The following is an 18,866-nucleotide window of genomic DNA, read 5'->3' on the forward strand; positions in this document are numbered from 1 at the left end:
GTGCCCGAACATGCGGGTGCCTCCTGCCCCGGACGGGAAGCGCCGAAGACTTCAGCGCTTCCCCAACGCAGCGGCCAACCGCTGGAGGTTGGGCCTCTCAGGCCCGGGGCAACTCGGCGGGGTCGCGAAGACGGCGAGTCGCTGCACGATTTGCCTCAGTTCTTAAGCCAATGGATATCTGCCATGTCACCATCGGATCCAGGCATGGTCGCCCCGGACCGACGCTTACCGCGCCCGGTGTGTCTCTTCATTCCGAGCTTCGGAGACGGAGGGGTGGAACGCATGATGGTCAACATCGCCCGCGGGATCGCCGGGGAGGGGTTTCCGGTCGACTTCGTTGTCGGGTCCCGCGAGCAGCCCTTTCTCGACCGATTCCCGCCCGGCGTGTCCATCCAGGTGCTCGGTCCGACCAGCCAGCGCCAACGCGTGCGGTTTCTGCTTGACTACCTGCCTCGCCGGCGCCCGACCATCGTCCTCTCCGCCAAGACCCGGGACGACCGGGCCGCACTCTCTGCCAAACGTCGCAGTCACGGCGACACCCGATATTTTCTGCGCCCCGGCACCGTCATGTCTGAACGCTGGCGGGCACGAGGCAAGAACCGCCTGAGGCGCTGGTGGGAACGGCGGCGTTTGCGGGCACTCTATCGCCAAGCCGATGGCGTCGTCGCCGTGTCGGAGGGCGTTGCCGAGGACATCGCCGCAATCACTGGGCTTCCCGAAGCGCGGATTCGGGTCATCCGGAATCCCAATCTGACCCCTGAGCTTGAGAACCTGGCCCAAGAGCCACTCGATCACCGCTGGTTCGCGGTGGGCCAGCCGCCGGTGATCATGGGCATCGGCGGGTTGCGGACCCAGAAGGACTTTCCGACCCTGATCCGCGCCTTCGCCCGGGTTCGCGAGCGATTGCCGTGCCGGCTGATGATCCTGGGCCAGGGTCGCCAGAGGGATCGGCTGCGGCGTCTCGCCGACGACTTGGGACTGACAGACGCGGTCGCCTTGCCAGGGTTCGACCCGAACCCCTACCGCTATCTGGCGCGGGCCAGCCTGTTCGTACTTTCATCTCTTTGGGAGGGCTCGCCGAATGTGTTGACCGAGGCACTCGCGCTCGGCACGCCGGTGGTCGCCACCGACTGCCGCAGCGGACCGAGGGAGATCACCCGGGGCGGTGTCTTCGGCGCCCTGGTACCCGTCGGCGATGTCGACGCATTGGCCGCGGCCATGGAAGCGACCCTGCGCAATCCGCTGCCGCCCCATGTCCTGAAGGAGGCGGTGCTGGAGTATCGCATGGACGTCAGCGCGAGACGTTATCTTGCGGCATTCGGGCTGATCGAGGAGCCGGCCGCCACGTCGGCGTCATGAAGCCGCAGGTCGGGGCCGCGCCCGGGAGTCGGGCGTCGAGCGGCCGCCCAGTGCCCAGGCTGTCCTCATCGCACGCGTGGCGGCCAGGCGTGCGCCACACGGCGACCGTCGGGCGCCGAGGCCCGATGAGGCAGGCCCATGGCATCCAGATAGGCGTTCGTGCTGGCCTCGATCTCAAAGACGCGGGCGGCATCCTGCAAGGTGGCCTTCGCTGGCGGATCCTCTAGGGTTGCCAGGATCGCATCCGCGAGTGCCGCATCGTCGCCGACGGGCACCAGCCGCCCGATGCGCCCGTCTTGAAGGATCTCGCGCGGCCCGCTCGGGCAGTCCGTGGACACGACGGGGGTCCCGACCGCCAACGCCTCGACGGGCACGAAGGGCAATCCCTCCCACCGCGAGGAGAAGGCCAGGAGGCTCGCATGGGCCATGTAGGCATAGGGCTGCGCCACGAAGCCCGGCAGGTCGACGTCCTGCGCCACACCGAGGGTCTCCGCGAGTGCCAGGAGACGCTCGCGGGCATTGCCGCGTCCAAGGATCATGAGGCGGGACGCACGCCGGGCACGCACCCGTGCGAAGGCCCGGATCAGGGTGGGAAAGTCCTTGCGGCTGCATAGCTCCCCGACACTGAGGATGAGGGGATGGTCCGGGTCTCCCAGCCAGGGGTGCTCTGGTCGCGCGAGCGATGCCGTCAGGAGCGAGGCGGGGACGATCGGCGAGGGAACGGCCCGGATCCGCTCGCGATCGAGACCCGTATAGGCCGCCATATCGTCGGCCGCTCCCCGGCTCGGCACGATCACCTGATCGGCGAACCGATAGAGCCAGCCGATCGAGCGGCGCTGCGCCCACCGGTCCAGCGGTCCGCGTGAGGCCAGATCCGCTGAAACCGTTGTGCCGGTGCGGAGGACCAGTCGTGTCCCCGTCCGCGAGAGCCATCGGGCGAGCAGAGCCAGCCGGTTGACCCGATCCTTGTCGGAGAGCATGACGGCGGGTCGCGATCGGCGCAGATACCGCAGCACCTCGGGCAGGCAGGCATAGGTATGGCGTGTGCCCAGATCGATGATCTGCACCCCATGCGGAAGCCCTTCGAGGTCCGGTCCGTGCTGCCTGACCTTGAGCAGATCCACTCGGTAGCCGCGCCGCGCCAGCGCCGGGATCAGATGTCGCGCGAAGCGATCGACCCCGCTATGGCCCGAGGTGGAGAAGAAACAGGCGATGCGTTGAGGCATGTTAAGCGAGGTACTAGGAGCCGCTCGCGATCCACTCGAGCGGGTCCTCGTCGGGCGAGGGCTTGAGCCCGGGCCGCTCGATGAAGAGGCGGTGCCAGATGGCGAATTGCATCATCCCGAACAGCTCGCGGCTGCCACCACGGCCGGCCCGGCGAGCCGCGACGAGGCCTGGGATCGCCTCCACGCGGAACCACTCCCGCACACCGCGGCTCAGGCGCAGTCTCTCCCCGGCCCGCGCCGCCACTTCCCCCGTGAGCCAGTCCCCGACCGGCACGTGGAAGCCCCGCTTGGGGCGTTGCAGGTGTCCCGGCGGCAGCTTCGGCTCGGCCCAGCGCTGCAGCAGCCACTTGCCCTGATGGCCCCTGATCTTGAGGCGGTCCGGGAGTGCAAGTCCGAGCTCGACGATCCGATGGTCGAGAAACGGGACCCGTCCCTCCAGCCCGAAACCCATGAGCATCCGGTCGGTCTTGACCAGCAGGTTGTCCGGAAGGGCGGTGACCAGATCGGTGTACTGACGCCGCTGCAGGTCGGACCAGTGTTTCGGCGTCGCCTGCCAGGCTCTGACAAAGGGCGCGCGATCCGCCTCCTTGACCGCTCTGAGGGCGGGTCCGAGCAGCCGGCGCGTCCAGTACCCCGACCAGTGACCGCGCGTGCGGAAGGCGCCGCTTCCGGGGTGGAGCCGGCCCTTGAGCCACCGCTCGGGGGGCGAGGGGCGATAGCGCCGATAGCCTGCCAAGACCTCGTCCCCGCCCTCACCGGAGAAGACCACCTTGAGGTCGTGAGCCGCGGTCTGGGCGAGGATCGACGTCGGCAGGTTCGCATAGTCGCGCATCAGCTCGTCGGCCGCCCAGACCGTATGCGGGATGCGCGCGAAGATCTCCCCGAGCTCCAGCTCGAGCGGGCGATGCTCCAGCCCGAAGTGCGCCGCGACCCGCGCCGCCTCGTCCAGCTCGTGGGCCATGGCGGTGCCCCGATAGCCGACCGAGAAGCTTTTGATGCGACCGGCACCATGGGCGTGAAGCAGCGCGGCCAGCACGGCCGAGTCCACCCCGCCGGAGAGGAAGAGGCCGAAGGGCACGTCCGAGCGCATGTGCTCACGCATCACGGCGTCGAGTAGACCGTCGAGCTCGGCGAGCGCGGCCTCCGGGCTGAGGGTGCGAGGCTGGACGTCGAGCGCCGACCAGTAGCGTCTGTGCCCGATCCGCAATCCCCGATCGATGATCAGCGCCTCGCCGGGCGGGACCCTCCGGATGCCCTCGAAAATCGTCTCTTCCCCGCTCGCAAACTGGTTCTGCAGGAACTGTCGCAGTGCGGCCGGATTCACGCGGGGCTGCCCGGGCAGGATTGGCAGGAGTGCCTTGATCTCGGACGCGAAGGCGATGCGATCGGGCAGACGCGCATAGAACAGCGGCTTGATGCCGAGCCGGTCGCGCGCCAGGATCAGCCGGCCGGTCCGCGCGTCGTGGAGCGCAAACGCGTACATCCCGCGCAGCTCCGTCAGGAAGTCCAGACCATGCACCGCGTAGGCATGCAGGATGGTCTCGGAGTCCGAGTCGGTCAGCAGCCGGCGGCCATGCTCGCGCAGCGCGGCATTGAGCTCGACGTAATTGTAGACCTCGCCGTTGGCCGCCAGCGCGAGCCGGCCGTCCCCCGACACCATCGGCTGATGCCCCGTGGCAAGCCCGATGATCGAGAGCCGGGTCTGCGCCAGCCCGACCGGACCGCTGCAATGAATGCCCCGATCGTCCGGACCCCGATGGGCCAGCGCAGCCGCCATGCGGGCCAACGCGTCCGGCTCCGGACGACGCCCCTCGCGCAGCATGAGACCCGCGATGCCGCACATCAGCGGCTCGAACGGTGGCGCGTGCGTCTGATCGGGGTTTGGGGCATCAGATGGCTCGATGGGCTTGGTTCAAGGCCTGCCCGAAAGGAGCGGGGCGGGTCCCCGCGTTGTCGTTGCATTGTCGACCCGCGGGGTTGAAGCTGACAAGGCGTCCTGAACCATCACGCTTGGTGAGCCGCCTCTGCAATGTCTCTTCCCGACCGAAGAATGTCCTGCCGGTCTTCTGCTGAATCCCCTGGGCCCGGGAGAGGATCTGGAGACCGTGCGCAACCGACGATCCATATCAGTGCCAGATGAATCTCGCAGCTCAGCTTAACAAGACACATAGTGGACGAAAATAATCGGATATGTTCGGCTGACTCACCTATAGTGAGTTCGGAGGGCTGGCGTGCAGCAGGGCGCGACCTTCGGCGTGTTTGGAAAGACAGGAAGGGCGACGTGCTACAAGGGCAGATTCATATCCGCCTTGCCGATGTCGCCTTTTTCCCGTGGTTCGTCAGTTGCCTGGCAGGCACGAAGAATCCTATCAGCACATCTGCCACCGACCAGGAGGACAGCATCATGACTCAACAACTCGAACGAAAATCCCTGGACAATCCCGACGAGGTTCGTCCGTTTAAGGACGGGAAGGGTCGGGCGGAGATTGTAACCGTGGGCGAAACCGTTCTGGGACGAGGTATCTTCGAACCCGGTTGGGTTTGGAGCGAGCATGTCAAGCCCATCGCCGGGACCGCGTCCTGCCAGTCAGGGCACACCGGTTACGTCCTGGAAGGGCGTATGGTCGTCAAGATGGACGACGGCTCGGAAGTGGAGTTCGGTCCGGGCGATGCCTTCTATATGCCGCCCGGACACGATGCCTGGATTGTCGGTGATGAGCGCTGCGTGCTCATCGATGTGACGGGGTTCGGGAAGTACGCAAAACCCGCTTAGCCGACTTGTCGGTCGAAGACTTCCGCAGTGAGCAGGTCCCCGTCACTGCTGCGGGCAGCCATGTCCCTGCGTGAGCCTTCGGCCACATCTCCCTGATGCGCGCGCCGGGGGTGAATCGTGCCAGCGCCTCTGCTGCGCGGCGGAACAGCTGCCCCCAGCCATCGACCACCCGGTCCCACGCCTGTGTTACGCCTTGGCGAATCTGATGAAGTGTGGACAGGTCTGCCTCCGGTGTGTTTCGAGCACCGCTTGGCGTTACCAGTCGTGCGGATTCCAAACGCAGGGTTTGGGTCCCCTGCGCTCCCTGTCTGATGCTCGCACGTTGTACCAACCTTCCGGTTCTGCCCAGTGGTATGGACCTCGGCCAGCCGCACCAGGCCGCCTCGATGGTGTGGGCCTGACCGGCGCGGATGCACTGCGAGAGGTCGTTGGTGCCGATGCTCAGGAAGTCGGCGTACCGCAGCACATCGCCGATCGAGAACACGGCCGAAGGGGTCTCAAACAGGGCCCCGATGGGTGGCAGCTCGGCAATACCCTCCCCGCCGGCGAACTGGCGGATCAGGGTGACCGCCTCGTGCAGGTCCGAACCGCCGAGGATCATGGGCAGCAGCCCCCGGATGTCGCATTCCAGCGCGAGCCGCAGGATCGCTGTCATCTGCGTGCGCAACAGGTCCTGGGCGGCCTGGCGGTCGAAGCCGCAGTAGAGGTCGGGCACACGACGGAGGTCGAAGTGGACAGAGGCGTCGAACAGCCCCTCGATCAGCCTCAGGGCTGCATCGGCAAAGCCCTACTGGGTGAGTCCTACAGCGGCCAGCGCCGTATCATGGGGGCAGACCGATCCGCTTCGGCGGCGCGCTGGACCCGCGGTCCTTCATGTCAATCGCCGCCGGTTGGGGCACAATGGTGCCCGGAGCGCGGCCTGGCCGGTCGTTCGTCGCCAAGGGCGGAGGGCAAGCGTCCATGGGCCGATCGACCGGCGATGCCGGCCGGACATCCATCAGGCTCCGCCGCCCCGGGGAGGCGCCGCCAGTTTCAGCGTCGTCCCCGGCAGGTGATTGGAGATTTGCGCTTGCGGTTACTTCGTTTGATGAGAAGCCGATTCGTGGCGGGCCAAGGCCTGGGCTTGGGGGCCAAATGGGCGGTCTGTCCTGTCTGCGAGGGCCATCGGCTGCTCGTCCGGCTCGGCGAGGATGAGATACTCGTACGCTGTCTCGTGTGTCGCGCCAGCGCGATTTCCATGTCCATGGCCGCTGCCCTGAGGCAGCTGGAGGTGGCGCTCTCCTCGGCCCATGTTCTGGAGCTCTCCTGCCGCGGTCCGTTCCACGGCTTTCTCATGCGGCGGGCGGCCCGCCTGACCTGCTCGCAGTACCATGCCGACGCGGAGCCGGGCGAGGTCAGAGGCGGCATTCTCTGCCAGGACGTGCAGCGCCTGACCTTTCCAGACGCCGTCTTTGATCTCTGCACCTCGACCGAGGTGTTCGAGCATGTGCCGGACGATCGCCGCGGATTCGCTGAGATGAATCGGGTCTTGAAGCCTGGCGGCATGCTGGTGTTCACCGTACCCGTGAGCGGGGAACCGGAAACTGTCGAACGCGCGCGTCTGGATCCGGCCGGCCGGATCACGCATCTGCTTCCCGCCGAGTATCATCTGGATCCCGCCAAGGAGGGCTCTGCCGTGCTCGCATTTCGGAACTATGGCGAGGATCTGCTGCAGCGTTTGCTCGAGGTCGGCTTCACATCGGCCGAATTCCTCACGCCTGCTCAAGCGGTGCCCTGGGGCTACGCCAGGCCAGTGGTGGTCGCCCGCAAGGACGACCCTGTCCGGACAGCCGCCAAGCCTTGAGCTCTCGGACTCGGTTCGATGCGCATCACCGGGGTCTTTTTTTCTTATCTGCTTGCCTGTCTCGTCCTGGCGGCGCTGTTGGCGTATCCCCTCGTGGAGACTGGCTGGGTCGCCGTTGAGCCCCAACGGGTCATGGGCCGTTTGGCACAGGTCTTCATGCTGCTCGGATTCTGGACGTTTCTCAAACAACTGCGACTTGCGGATCGGACGTCGGTGGGTTTCGGTGCTGCGGGTCGCGTGCTGCGGAGGTCGGTGGGCTTGGGCTGGATCCAGGGGACGCTTATCCTCGTGGTCTTGGCGCTTGCGCTCGTCGCGCTGCAAATCCGCATTCCGGATGCGGATCTCGAGCGTTGGCCGGTCCTGGCGAGCAAAGCCGTCCAGGCCTTGATCGGTGGACTCGTCATCGGCGTGCTGGAGGAGATGTTCTTTCGGGGGGCGCTCTATACGGCGATCCGCCGTCGAGACGGGTTCGTCGCGGCCGTGGTCTGGAGCGCGTTCCTCTACGCGCTCGTGCACTTCATGAAGCCCGGGGCGTTGCCCGCGGGTGTGCCCTTCGACTTTGCGGGCTCCGGGCGGATGCTCGTCGGCGTCTTCGTCGATCTCTTTCAGTGGGCCCATCTCGACTCGATGCTCGCGCTCTTCGCGGTCGGGGTGTTCTTGGCGCTTGTCCGCGAGCGCACGGGGCATATCGGCTGGTGCATCGGACTGCATGCCGGTTGGGTCTTTGTGATTCAGGTCTCACGCCGCTTGACCGATGGGAACCCAAGTGCCCCCCTGGCCTTTCTGGTCGGAGAGTACGACGGCACGATCGGGTTGCTCGCTGCGGCCTGGATCGGATCTCTGGCGCTGGTCTTCTGGATCTGGTCACGTCAGTCGCGGGCGCCGCACCCCTGATCCGACGGGTATAGAATCGGCGGATCGAATCATTGCCGGATCCGCTGATGCCCCAGTCAACCCCTCCCGCCAAGCCCTGGGCAGGGCGATTCAATGCCCCTACGGACGCCTTCGTCGAGGCCTTCACCGCGTCGGTCGACTTCGACCGGCGGCTCTACCGCTACGATATTCAGGGCTCGATCGCCCATGCCACCATGCTTGCGCGCCAGGGGATCTTAAGCAGCGCCGAGCGCGACGCCATTGTCTCCGGCCTCGAGGCGGTGCGGGCGCGCATCGAGGCCGGCGAGTTTCAGTGGTCGATCCCGCTCGAGGACGTCCACATGAACGTGGAATCGGCGTTGACGGATTCGATCGGCGATGCCGGCAAGAAGCTCCACACGGGGCGGTCGCGCAACGACCAGGTGGCGACCGACGTGCGACTCTGGCTGCGCGAGGAGATTGACCTCATCGGCCATGCGATCGCGGATCTGCAGCGGGTGCTGTTGCGTCTGGCCGAGCGCGAGGCCGACGCCCTGATGCCGGGGTTCACCCATCTTCAGGTCGCTCAGCCCGTGACCTTCGGCCACCACATGCTGGCCTGGTTCGAGATGCTGGATCGAGATCGCGATCGACTTGCCGACTGTCGTCGGCGTCTCAATGTCATGCCGCTCGGGGCCGCGGCCCTCGCCGGCACCACCTACCCGATCGACCGTCAGTACACCGCCGAGCTGCTCGGTTTCGATCGGCCCTCCGAGAACTCGCTGGACGCCGTCTCCGATCGGGATTTCGCAATCGAGTTCACGGCGGATGCGGCCATCCTCATGATGCATCTGTCGCGGTTCTCCGAAGAGCTCATTCTCTGGTCCTCCGCCCAGTTTGCGTTCGTAGAGATGTCGGATAGCTTCTGCACCGGCTCCTCGATCATGCCGCAGAAGAAGAACCCCGACGTGCCCGAGCTGGTGCGCGGGAAAAGCGGGCGGATCTTCGGACATCTGATGGGCCTCCTCACGCTCATGAAGGGCCAACCTCTCGCCTACAACAAAGACAACCAAGAGGACAAGGAGCCCCTGTTCGACACGGTCGACAATCTCAAGGGCTCGCTCAAGGCCTACACCGGCATGATGCAGGGGATCACCTGCAACCACGCCCGCATGCGCGACGCCGCCGCCCGGGGGTTCAGCACGGCGACCGATCTCGCCGACTATCTGGTGCGCAAGGGCATCCCCTTCCGCGACGCCCATGAGATCGTCGGCAAGGCGGTTGCGCTCGGCGTGGGAGAGGGCCGCGACCTGGGAGAGTTGAGCCTCACCGAGCTGCGCCAGTTCTCGGACGCGATCGAGGCCGACGTCTATTCCGTCCTGACCTTGGAGGGATCCGTTGCCGCGCGAGATCATCTCGGCGGGACCGCCCCCGCCCAGGTGCGGGCCGCTGTTGCGCGGGCGCGCCAGCGTCTGACTGGGCTGGGGGGGGCGGATGGCGGATAGTCTGGATCAGCTCAACAACCTCCTGCTGGAATTTGCCCGTGCGCGCGACTGGGAGCAGTTTCACTCTCCGAAAAACCTCGCCATGGCCCTCGCCGGCGAGGCCGGCGAGCTGCTCGAGCATTTCCAATGGTTGACCGAGCGTCAGAGCGCCGCCCTGGATGCAGAGAAGACGCGCCACGTGGCTCACGAGATGGCCGACATCCTCATCTATCTCATTCGCCTGTCGGAACGCCTGGAGATCGATCTGGTGGCGGCCGCTTATGAGAAGATCGCCATCAACGAGGCCCGCTATCCTCCCGCGCAGGTACGCGGGGACGCCCGGCGCGCGGATGAGTCCGGGGAGGGCTGAGACCGCGTTCGGCCTGGAAAGGGCGGTTGGCTGTCGGCGATCAGCCCGGTTTCCGCGCGTGCATGCGGTCCGGTCGGTCGGAGCTACGCCTGAATCTGACCATTCAGGATTTCCCCGGCGCCAAACAGAACCGCCGGATCAGGGCACGCAGCAGCTCGAGCGTCGGGGTGATCCGATCCAGCGCCAGGTATTCGTCGGGTTGGTGGGCCTGGGCGATGTCTCCGGGGCCGAGCACGATGGTCTCCATCCCGAGCTGATTCAGAAAAGGCGCCTCGGTACCGAAGCTGACCGCCTCGGCAACATGACCGGTCAGGGCCTCGGCCGCGCGCACGAGGGCCGAGCCGGCGGGCGTCTCGGCAGCCGGGACGGACTCGAACAGGGGCTCGACCTGCCAGATGAGTCCGCGTCGCTCGGCAACCGTCGCGACTCGGCGGCTCAGCTCTGCGCGCACATCCGCCGGACTCAGAGCCGGCAGGATGCGCAGGTCCAGGTGCAGCTCGCATTCCCCGCAGATGCGGTTCGGATTGTCCCCGCCATGGATATGGCCGAGGTTGAGGGTCGGGTGCGGGATCTTGAAGGCGGGGTGACGATGGGCCTGCTGGAGCTCGGCGCGCCAGGCCATGAGGGCGCCGATGACATCATACATGCCCTCCATGGCGTTGTTGCCCAGGGTCGGGTCGCTCGCGTGGCCGCTGCGTCCAACCAACCGGATGGACTCCCCCATCACCCCCTTGTGCAGACGCACCGGCCGCAGACCCGTCGGCTCACCGATGACCGCATAACGCCCGAGCGGCCGCCCGGCCGCGACCAGGGCGCGTGCGCCGTGCATGGCGGACTCTTCGTCGGCCGTGGCGAGGATCATCAGGGGCCGGGTGAGGTCCGCTGCCGCCAACCCCCGCGCCGCCTCGATGGCGAGTCCGAGGAATGACTTCATGTCGGAGGTGCCGAGCCCATAGTAGCGCCCGTCCGACTCCGTCAGCCGCAGCGGATCATGTTTCCAGAGATGCGCGTCGAACGGGACCGTGTCGGTGTGTCCGGACAGGACCAGACCGCCCGGGCCGCGACCCAGGGTCGCGAGGAGATTGGCCTTGTCGGGCCGGCCGGGGATCGAAAGGATCTCCACCCGGAATCCGGCCGATTCCAGCCAGGAGGCGAGCAGGTCGATCAGGGGGCGGTTGCTGTGGTCGAAAGCAGGCGTGACGCTGCTGACCGATAAGGTCCGGATCAAGCCCTCGAGCATGCTGGTGAGGGATGGTGCCTGGTTGGACATGAAAACTCCCGCCGGGCGCTGATACCCCGGTCGTGGTGTGCGTCGTCGTTCGAGTGTTCGCAGCTCGGGCCCCACCATTGGCTTGCATTTTTCGACACGGCGGATAGATTGACCCGAGCTTATCCCGCCGCCGCGTCGCCTGCCAGTGCCGACCGATCCGACCAGCGAGACTGTCCCGCAAGCGCCCATGCGCATCCGCCCCGCAGTGCTCGCGGACGTGAGCGCCTTGACCCGTTTGGAGATCGCAAGCTTCGACAGCGACCGCCTAACCCGTCGACAGTTCCGCTACATGCTGACCCGTGCGCGCGCCCGCACGCTGGTCGCGGAAGCCGAGGGCGTCCTGCTGGGGTATGTGATGGTTCTCTTCAGCCGCGCCACCTCGGTGGCGCGGCTCTACTCCATCGCGGTGGCGGCACAGGCGCGTGGGCGGGGTGTCGGACACGCGCTGGTTGCGGCCGCCGAAGCCTCTGCCTGGGAGCAGGAGCGCGCCTACATGCGTCTAGAGATTCGCCGCGACAATGTCACCTCCCAGGCACTCTTCGAGCATGCGGGTTACCGGCGCTTCGGGGTCCTGTCGAATTACTATGCCGACCACATGGAGGCGCTGCGTTACGAGAAGACGCTCTCCCCGGAGCGGAAGCCGGAGTTGAAGCGGGTGCCCTTCTACGAGCAGACACTGGATTTCACCTGCGGCTCCTCTTCCCTGATGATGGCGATGCAGGCGCTGCGCCCGAGCCTCGATCTGAACCGCACCTTGGAGCTGCGGATCTGGCGGGAGTCCACGACGATCTTCATGACCTCGGGTCATGGGGGCTGCGGTCCCTTGGGGCTGGCCCTGTCGGCCCATGCGAGAGGGTTCGCCGTACAGATCTACGTCAACGACCCCGGCGTCCCGCTCGTCGACTCGGTGCGCAGCCCCGAGAAGAAGGAGGTGATGCGCCTGGTCCACGAAGACATGCTTGCCGAGGCGCAGCGCCTGGGTATCCCGGTCAACCACGGAACCCTCAGCGTGGAGGATCTGCAACAGCACTGGGATGCCGGCGCCGTGCCCCTGGTGATGATCAGCTCCTACCGCATCTATCGCGAGCGATTTCCCCATTGGGTCGTCATCACGGGGTTCGACGAGCACTTCGTCTATGTCCACGACCCATATGTCGACTACGCCAACGGAGAGACCACGCTGGATTCAATCGATATGCCCATTCGACGGGACGACTTCAGCCGCATGGCCCGCTACGGACGCGTCAGGCTGCGGGCCGTCGTCCTCGTCTCCCTTCCCCAGACCACCGCGACCAGGGGAGCCTCCGGTGGCTGAGCACATCCTGCTGGTCGAGCAACAGGCCGACTGGAAGCCGGGCTTTCCGCGTCTGCCTGTGGTCACGGCGCGCGATTATCTCGCCGGCGGAGAGCTGGCGTCCAAGCGCGACCTGCGAGTCATCAATCTCTGCCGCAGCTATCGCTATCTCTCCGTCGGCTACTATTGCTCGCTGCTGGCTGAGGCGAGGGGCCACAAGGTGATTCCGACCGTGCGGACGATCCAGGAGCTCTCGAGCCGAGAGCTCTACAGCCTTTCCACCGAGGAGCTGGACGGACTGGTGCAGCGCTTGCTGGGGCGGCGCAAGACCTCCGCGCTCGCCCCCACGGCCTATGAGTTGACCATCTGCTTCGGCCAGTGTGACGTCAAGGAGCTGCAGCACCTGGCCCGCGAGATCTTCGAGACCTTCCGCTGCCCGATCCTGCGCGTGGACTTTCGGCTTAACGGAACCTGGCGCATCGGTGCCATCAAGGCGCTGCCGCTGGCCGCCGTTCCAGCCCACGGCGAAGGCCCTCTGTTCACCGCGCTCGAGGGCTATCTGTCGCAGCGCTGGCGCCAGCCGCGGGCGCGCCTCTCCTACCGATACGATCTGGCCGTCCTCCAGGATCCTGCCGAAGAGCTTCCGCCTTCCGACGCGAAGGCGCTGCAGCGCTTCGTCAAGGTCGGAAAGTCGTTGGGTGTCAACGTGGAGCTTATCCAGCGCCGGGACTACAGCCGACTCGCCGAGTACGACGCCCTTTTCATCCGCGAGACGACGCGGATCGGTCACCATACCTTTCGCTTCGCCAAAAAGGCCGACAGCGAGGGCATGGTGGTCATCGACGACCCGGACTCGATTCTGCGGTGTACGAACAAGGTCTATCTGGCCGAGCTCTTGGCCGCGCATCGCATCCCGCGACCCAAGACCCTGGTCTTGCGTAAGGAGAACCTGATGGAGGCCGAGGAGCGGATCGGTTATCCGGTCGTGCTCAAGATCCCGGAGGGGTCCTTCTCGCGGGGGGTCTTCAGGGCGGAGGATCGCGCCGGACTGACGCGGATCGCCGCAAGACTCTTCAAAGAGTCCGATCTGATACTGGCGCAGGAGTATCTCTACACGCCGTTCGACTGGCGCATCGGCATCCTCGGCCGCCACCCCTTCTATGCCTGCAAGTATCTGATGAGCCGCGATCATTGGCAGATCGTCAAACATCGGTCCGATGGCCGCCACGAGCAGGGCGGGTTCGAGACGCTGTCGGTGGAGGAGGTCCCGCCAACGGTCCTGAAGACCGCCCTGAAGGCTGCCGATCTGATCGGTGACGGCCTGTATGGGGTCGATCTCAAGGAGACGCCGGCCGGACCGGTCGTGATCGAGGTCAACGACAATCCGAGCCTGGATGCGGGGGTCGAGGACAAGGTGCTGGGCGACCAGCTCTACGCACGCCTGATCAGTGAATTCGTTGCGCGTCTCGAGCGGATGCGCGCGGGCAAGCGCTGATCCTCGGATGTCATCCCCTTCGCCGACCGCCAGCGCCGAGCGCCTGCCGCGCGCGCAAGCCGCGCCCCGTCTTGCCCCCGCTGACATCGCCGCCTCGGCCCTGGAGCGGTACCGTCCGCTGATCGATGACTGGGACGCTTTCGCCGCAGCACTCGGCCGGCCGCTCCCGCCCTGTGTCTGGGCCAATCCGAGCCGGATTTCGGTCACCGAGCTCGCCGAGCTGCTCGCCGAGCAGGGACTGCAGCCGCATCCGGTGGCCGGCCTTCCCGACGCCTTGCGACTGCCCGCCGAAACCAAGGCCGGCCGGCACTGGTGGTACTGCGCCGGCCTGGCCCATGCCCAGGAGGAGGTGTCACAACTGCCGGTCAGGCTCATGGACTTGACGCCGGGGCATCGGGTGCTGGATCTCTGCGCGGCTCCAGGCGGCAAGACCGCCCAGATCGCCTTTGCCTTGGGCAATCGCGGAACCCTTGTCGCCAATGACATCGCCAGCGGGCGGCTCAAGTCGCTACAGGGTAATCTCGACCGTCTGGGCGTCGTCAACGTGACCACGACCTGCTGCGACGGCGCCAACTGGCCCGCCGCGGGCGGGCAGTTCGACCGCGTCCTGGTGGACGTGCCCTGTTCCGGCGAGGGTACCCTGAGACGCAACCCGTCTTTGCTGGCGCGTCTTGATCCGGCGATGGCTGCACGTCTCGGCGCGCGCCAGCGCGCCTTGCTGCGCAAGGCCGTGCAGCGCTGTCGCCCCGGGGGGCGTATTCTCTACTCGACCTGTACCTTTGCCCCGGAGGAGAACGAGCTGGTGGTGGCGGACATCCTGGCCGAGCTCCCCGGCCGGGTCCGCCTCCTGCCCGCAACGATCCCCGGGTTCATCACCAAGCCGGGTGTCACCGCTTGGCAGGGACGGGAGATGCCGCCCGAGCTGGTCCGCTGCCTCCGTGTCTGGCCCCATCATCAGGACACGGGCGGCTTCTTCATGGCCGTACTCGAGAAGGACGTTCGATCCCTGACGGAGTCTCCGCCCGAGCTCGCCCGGCTGGACACCGCCGAGGCCGCTGGATGGCTCGCTGGTCTGGACGCCAAATACGGCCTCGGCGCCGCCTACTGGTCGGGCTTCCGTGCCCACCGTCAAACCCGGCGCGGACTCCACCTGATGGCGTCCGACCACGCCCCGCCATCGGAGCCCCGCGCGGAGTCGAGTGGTTTGTTCTTTCACCGCACCAGCGTCCGCCCACCCAAACCCAGCACCGGCGGCGCCATGCTGTTTGGCCGCGACGCGACACGCTTTCGGGTCGCGCTCGACACCCAGCAGCGAGATCGGTACCTGCGCCGCGAGACCTTCGCCCCGACCCCCGCGCAGCGCGCCGCCATGCCGCCGGGCCAGATCGTCGTGACCTACCGCGGTTACGTCCTGGGCGTGGCGGTATTGCACCGCTCCGGGGTGATCGAGAGCCTCTTTCCCCGCCGCTGGAGCGGATGCACATCGGCGGGTTAAGCTAAGATACATTCGCCGCCGGGGCGCCGTCCTGATGGCGTGACCGTTTAATCCCGTCGCAGGGCCAAGGATCCGGGGCGTGGCGAATCGGTGTGGCTACGACGCGGCTGATGGCCGGCCGAAGATCGCCTCCGATACCCGGCCCCCGCGCCGATCCGTCACGATACATCACCGGTTCGAGGCCGTATGACACTCTCCCTACAAGGTCTCTATCAGCTGCTGCGGATCCCGCTGGCGGTCCAGGACGACATCGAGATCCGCGGCGTCAGCAGCCTGGAGCATGCCGGCCCCCAGGATCTCTGCTTCGCCGAGGACGCCGGACAGGCAGACGCGGTTTCCAGGAGCGCAGCCTTGCTCGTGCTTGTCGGCGAGGGTTTCCCGGAGATCCCCGGCAAGCGGCTGCTGCGCGTTTCGGCGCCGCGTGACCTCTTCTTCGAGATCGCTCTGCGGTTCGTCCCTGACTCGATCAATCAGGGCGTTCATCCGACTGCGGTGATCGACCTGGATGCCAGGCTCGGCACCGGTGTGGAGGTCGGCGCCTGTGCCGTGATTGCCGCGGGAGTCAGGGTCGGGTCCGGCTCCCGCATCGGTCCCGGCGTCTATTTGGGCCCAGGTGTGCGGATTGGGAACGACTGTCTGCTCGGCGCCAATGTCACCGTGCTGGGAGGATCGGTGCTGGGGGACCGCTGCATCCTGCATCCGGGCGCGCGCATTGGCGGTGATGGTTTCGGTTATCGATGGGACGGGACCGCCCACCGGAAGGTGCCCCAGCTCGGATGCGTCGTCATCGAGGATGACGTGGAAGTCGGATGCAACAGCTGCATCGATCGGGCAACGCTGGGCATCACTCGGATCGGGCGCGGCACCAAGATCGACAACCTGGTGCAGGTCGCCCATAACGTCTCCATCGGCCCGCACAGCATTCTGGTCAGCCAATCAGGAATCGCGGGAAGCTCCTCCCTCGGGCAGGGTGTTGTGCTGGCCGGCCAGGTGGCGATCTCGGACCATCTGAAGGTGGGAGACGGCGCTCGGATCGGGGGGCAGGCCGGCGTGGTCAAGGACGTGCCCGCCATGGCGGCGATGTTCGGGACGCCCGCGCGCCCGCTCAAGCAGGCGTTGCGCGAAAGCGCCGCACTGACTCGGCTTCCGGGTGCACTGAGGCAGATGGAGCGTCAGCAGCAGACGATCGATCAGCTGGAAGCCCGCCTAGCGAGTCTGGAAGAGGCATCCCGGACTGTCGCTGGCGATTGACCTCAATGGTCTGTCTATGACGGGCCAATGACGGTCGCATCGCTTTCCCCCCTGATATTTGTTATAAACCGTACGGGTTTATCACCAATACGACTGCTGCACTGAGGAGACCCAATGTCCTTCAACGCGTTGATCCCACTCTCGCTCGGCATGCTCGGGCTGGGGGCGGCCTACTACATCTATACGCTGGTCTTGCAGTATCCGGAAGGCGAGGAAAAGATCAAAAAGATCGCCGATGAAATCCATCTCGGGGCGATGGTGTTCATGAAACGCGAGCTGCTTCTCCTGAGCGTCTTTTGCGTTGTCGTATTGATCCTGCTGCTCTACTTCCTTGGCTGGAAGACCGCCTTGGCCTTCGTGATCGGCGCAGGGGCATCCGCAACCGCCGGGTTCCTTGGAATGTTCTCCGCGACCAAGGCCAATGTCCGGACCACCACCGCCGCGCATGGGCGGGGCGCCCCGGAAGCACTCACCGTCGCCTTCTTCGGCGGCTCGGTCATGGGTCTGCTGGTTGCGTCACTGGGATTGCTGGGTCTCGGCTTTCTCTATCTGCTCTTCGGCGGTGATCCCGAAACCTCTCACGCCATCCATGGCTTCGGTGTGGGGGCCTCGTCAGTCGCGCTCTTTTATCGCGTCGGCGGCGGTATCTTCACCAAGAGCGCGGATGTCGGGGCCGACCTCGTCGGTAAGATCGAGGCCGGTATTCCAGAGGACGATCCTCGCAATCCGGGGGTCATTGCCGACAATGTGGGCGACAATGTGGGCGACGTGGCCGGCATGGGATCGGACATCTTCGAATCCTATTGCGGTGCCCAGATCGCCACCATTGCGATCGCGGCGACCATGTCGGCCGCGACCCTGGCGGTGCTGGGCTCCCAGTCGGCGCTCATGTTTCTGCCGCTGGCGCTGGCCTCGGTCGGACTGCTCTGCTCGATCGCCGGCGTCTTTCTTGTCAAGGCGGTCTCGGCGACCAAGCCCGCGACGGCCCTGCGCACCGGAACCATCGGGGCCAGCCTGCTCTTCATCGGGACGTCTTATCTGGTCGTGTGGCTCGTCGATGTCTCCAATCACATCTGGTGGTCTGTTCTCGCCGGCGCGCTCGGCGGCATCGTCATCGGCTTGGTGACCGAGTACTATACCTCGGCTGCGCCGGTGCGCCGCATCGCTAAGTCGGGTGAGACAGGGACCGCGACGGTCATGATCTCCGGCTTGGCGGTGGGGATGCAATCGGTCGTAATCCCGGTTTTCACGATCGCGCTGATCATCTTTGTCTCCAGTCAGTTGGCCGGCCTTTACGGGGTCGGTATCGCCGCTGTCGGCATGCTGGCCACGGTCGGGATCACCATGGCGATCGACGCCTACGGCCCGGTTGCCGACAATGCGGGCGGTATCGCCGAGATGGGTGGTCTGGGTTCGGAGACCCGAGGCATCACCGACTCGCTCGATGAGTTGGGCAATACCACGGCCGCCATCGGCAAGGGTTTCGCCATCGGGGCGGCGGCCCTCGCCGCCTTGACCATCATTGCCGCCTACATCGAGACGCTGCACGCGCAGATCCCGGACTTTTCCTTGAGCCTCGGCGATCCCAACGTCCTGATGGGGATGCTGATCGGCGGTGCGATTCCGTTCCTCATCGCTGCGATCACCATGACCGCGGTAGGTGATGCCGCCTTCGCCATGATCAACGAGATCCGTCGCCAGTTCCATGAGATTCCGGGACTGCTGGAAGGCACCGGCGAACCGGACACCGCGCGCTGCGTCGATATCGCCACCACGGCGGCGATCAAGAAGATGATCCTGCCCGGCGTGATCGCGGTTAGCGCACCGGCGCTGGTCGGATTCGGTATCGGACCCCAGGCACTGGGCGGCATGCTGGGCGGTGCACTGCTCGCGGGCGTGCTGCTCGCCTTGACCATGGCCAACTCAGGCGGCGCTTGGGACAACGCCAAGAAGTACGTGGAGAAGGGCAATCTCGGCGGCAAGGGATCGACGGTGCACGCGGCCACCGTGGTCGGCGACACCGTCGGCGACCCCTTCAAGGACACCTCCGGTCCCGCGATGAACATCCTGATCAACGTGATGGCCATCGTCAGCTTGACGATCGCGCCGCTGCTGGGCTGAAGGCGTTCAGCCGCGGTCTTGAGCCCGGGGGGC

The 18,866-nt window shown here is 66.2% G+C and carries 15 protein-coding genes; 11 read left to right on the plus strand and 4 right to left on the minus strand.

The window, feature by feature from the left end; all coding sequences use genetic code 11:
- Positions 1 to 183 precede the first annotated feature (183 nt).
- Positions 184 to 1,359 (plus strand): glycosyltransferase, encoded by a 1,176-nt coding sequence (locus LJE61_RS05640; RefSeq protein ID WP_296913214.1) that lies wholly within the window; start codon positions 184 to 186, stop codon positions 1,357 to 1,359.
- A gap of 65 nt (positions 1,360 to 1,424) precedes the next feature.
- On the opposite strand, the gene LJE61_RS05645 is transcribed toward LJE61_RS05640, so the two are convergent.
- Positions 1,425 to 2,585: a glycosyltransferase gene (locus tag LJE61_RS05645; RefSeq protein ID WP_296913211.1), complete on the minus strand. Its 1,161-nt coding sequence runs from the start codon at positions 2,583 to 2,585 to the stop codon at positions 1,425 to 1,427.
- 13 nt (positions 2,586 to 2,598) lie between these two features.
- Positions 2,599 to 4,428 carry an asparagine synthase (glutamine-hydrolyzing) gene (gene asnB, locus LJE61_RS05650; protein ID WP_296917724.1) on the minus strand — a complete coding sequence of 610 codons (1,830 nt, stop codon included), beginning with the start codon at positions 4,426 to 4,428 and terminating at the stop codon, positions 2,599 to 2,601.
- 438 nt (positions 4,429 to 4,866) lie between these two features.
- Here asnB and LJE61_RS05655 point away from each other — a divergent pair, with 438 nt between their 5' ends.
- Complete coding sequence (locus LJE61_RS05655; RefSeq protein ID WP_296913201.1) at positions 4,867 to 5,358, plus strand: cupin domain-containing protein; 492 nt, start codon at positions 4,867 to 4,869, stop codon at positions 5,356 to 5,358.
- Here the strand turns inward: LJE61_RS05655 and LJE61_RS05660 are convergent.
- Positions 5,315 to 6,073 (minus strand): putative PEP-binding protein, encoded by a 759-nt coding sequence (locus LJE61_RS05660; protein WP_296913199.1) that lies wholly within the window; start codon positions 6,071 to 6,073, stop codon positions 5,315 to 5,317. The two genes, LJE61_RS05655 and LJE61_RS05660, sit on opposite strands and share 44 nt — an antisense overlap.
- A 372-nt stretch (positions 6,074 to 6,445) precedes the next feature.
- On the opposite strand from LJE61_RS05660, the gene LJE61_RS05665 reads away from it, so the two are divergent.
- From LJE61_RS05665 to LJE61_RS05680, 4 genes are read left to right on the plus strand one after another with little or no spacing between them, the layout of a single operon-like run.
- Complete coding sequence (locus LJE61_RS05665; RefSeq protein ID WP_296913197.1) at positions 6,446 to 7,201, plus strand: class I SAM-dependent methyltransferase; 756 nt, start codon at positions 6,446 to 6,448, stop codon at positions 7,199 to 7,201.
- Between the two features lie 18 nt (positions 7,202 to 7,219).
- The gene (locus LJE61_RS05670) at positions 7,220 to 8,095 is read left to right on the plus strand and encodes a CPBP family intramembrane glutamic endopeptidase (protein ID WP_296913193.1); all 876 of its coding nucleotides are present in this window, start codon (positions 7,220 to 7,222) and stop codon (positions 8,093 to 8,095) included.
- A gap of 47 nt (positions 8,096 to 8,142) precedes the next feature.
- A complete protein-coding gene (gene argH / locus LJE61_RS05675; RefSeq protein WP_296913191.1) occupies positions 8,143 to 9,558 on the plus strand; it encodes an argininosuccinate lyase in 1,416 nt (471 codons plus the stop codon).
- The gene (locus LJE61_RS05680) at positions 9,548 to 9,907 is read left to right on the plus strand and encodes a nucleotide pyrophosphohydrolase (RefSeq protein ID WP_296917726.1); all 360 of its coding nucleotides are present in this window, start codon (positions 9,548 to 9,550) and stop codon (positions 9,905 to 9,907) included. Before argH ends, LJE61_RS05680 begins: the two co-directional genes overlap by 11 nt.
- 103 nt (positions 9,908 to 10,010) lie before the next feature.
- Here the strand turns inward: LJE61_RS05680 and argE are convergent, their stop codons facing one another.
- A complete protein-coding gene (gene argE / locus LJE61_RS05685) occupies positions 10,011 to 11,177 on the minus strand; it encodes an acetylornithine deacetylase (RefSeq protein WP_296913187.1) in 1,167 nt (388 codons plus the stop codon).
- 187 nt (positions 11,178 to 11,364) lie between these two features.
- Between argE and LJE61_RS05690 the strand changes: the two genes are divergently transcribed.
- The 5 genes from LJE61_RS05690 (at position 11,365) to LJE61_RS05710 (ending at position 18,833) form a co-directional block, all read left to right on the plus strand.
- Positions 11,365 to 12,492: a GNAT family N-acetyltransferase/peptidase C39 family protein gene (locus tag LJE61_RS05690; protein ID WP_296917728.1), complete on the plus strand. Its 1,128-nt coding sequence runs from the start codon at positions 11,365 to 11,367 to the stop codon at positions 12,490 to 12,492.
- Complete coding sequence (locus tag LJE61_RS05695) at positions 12,485 to 13,966, plus strand: RimK family ATP-grasp domain-containing protein (RefSeq protein WP_296917730.1); 1,482 nt, start codon at positions 12,485 to 12,487, stop codon at positions 13,964 to 13,966. The genes LJE61_RS05690 and LJE61_RS05695 overlap by 8 nt, the downstream gene beginning before the upstream one ends.
- A 7-nt stretch (positions 13,967 to 13,973) precedes the next feature.
- The gene (locus LJE61_RS05700; RefSeq protein WP_296913178.1) at positions 13,974 to 15,461 is read left to right on the plus strand and encodes an RsmB/NOP family class I SAM-dependent RNA methyltransferase; all 1,488 of its coding nucleotides are present in this window, start codon (positions 13,974 to 13,976) and stop codon (positions 15,459 to 15,461) included.
- A 186-nt stretch (positions 15,462 to 15,647) separates the two neighbouring features.
- A complete protein-coding gene (gene lpxD / locus LJE61_RS05705) occupies positions 15,648 to 16,712 on the plus strand; it encodes a UDP-3-O-(3-hydroxymyristoyl)glucosamine N-acyltransferase (RefSeq protein ID WP_296913175.1) in 1,065 nt (354 codons plus the stop codon).
- A 114-nt stretch (positions 16,713 to 16,826) separates the two neighbouring features.
- Positions 16,827 to 18,833 carry a sodium-translocating pyrophosphatase gene (locus LJE61_RS05710; protein ID WP_296913172.1) on the plus strand — a complete coding sequence of 669 codons (2,007 nt, stop codon included), beginning with the start codon at positions 16,827 to 16,829 and terminating at the stop codon, positions 18,831 to 18,833.
- The last annotated feature ends 33 nt before the right edge of the window (positions 18,834 to 18,866 follow it).

The organism is Thiocapsa sp., from assembly GCF_022340925.1.
GTDB lineage: Bacteria > Pseudomonadota > Gammaproteobacteria > Chromatiales > Chromatiaceae > Thiocapsa.

Bases quoted from the DNA above. Each gene is read 5' to 3' on its own strand.
- LJE61_RS05700 (WP_296913178.1), top strand. From the start codon at position 13,974: ATGTCATCCCCTTCGCCGACCGCCAGCGCCGAGCGCCTGCCGCGCGCG.
- argE (WP_296913187.1), bottom strand. From the start codon at position 11,177: ATGTCCAACCAGGCACCATCCCTCACCAGCATGCTCGAGGGCTTGATC.
- LJE61_RS05645 (WP_296913211.1), bottom strand. From the start codon at position 2,585: ATGCCTCAACGCATCGCCTGTTTCTTCTCCACCTCGGGCCATAGCGGG.
- asnB (WP_296917724.1), bottom strand. From the start codon at position 4,428: ATGTGCGGCATCGCGGGTCTCATGCTGCGCGAGGGGCGTCGTCCGGAG.
- lpxD (WP_296913175.1), top strand. From the start codon at position 15,648: ATGACACTCTCCCTACAAGGTCTCTATCAGCTGCTGCGGATCCCGCTG.
- LJE61_RS05640 (WP_296913214.1), top strand. From the start codon at position 184: ATGTCACCATCGGATCCAGGCATGGTCGCCCCGGACCGACGCTTACCG.
- LJE61_RS05710 (WP_296913172.1), top strand. From the start codon at position 16,827: ATGTCCTTCAACGCGTTGATCCCACTCTCGCTCGGCATGCTCGGGCTG.
- LJE61_RS05680 (WP_296917726.1), top strand. From the start codon at position 9,548: ATGGCGGATAGTCTGGATCAGCTCAACAACCTCCTGCTGGAATTTGCC.
- LJE61_RS05670 (WP_296913193.1), top strand. From the start codon at position 7,220: ATGCGCATCACCGGGGTCTTTTTTTCTTATCTGCTTGCCTGTCTCGTC.
- argH (WP_296913191.1), top strand. From the start codon at position 8,143: ATGCCCCAGTCAACCCCTCCCGCCAAGCCCTGGGCAGGGCGATTCAAT.
- LJE61_RS05690 (WP_296917728.1), top strand. From the start codon at position 11,365: ATGCGCATCCGCCCCGCAGTGCTCGCGGACGTGAGCGCCTTGACCCGT.
- LJE61_RS05665 (WP_296913197.1), top strand. From the start codon at position 6,446: ATGAGAAGCCGATTCGTGGCGGGCCAAGGCCTGGGCTTGGGGGCCAAA.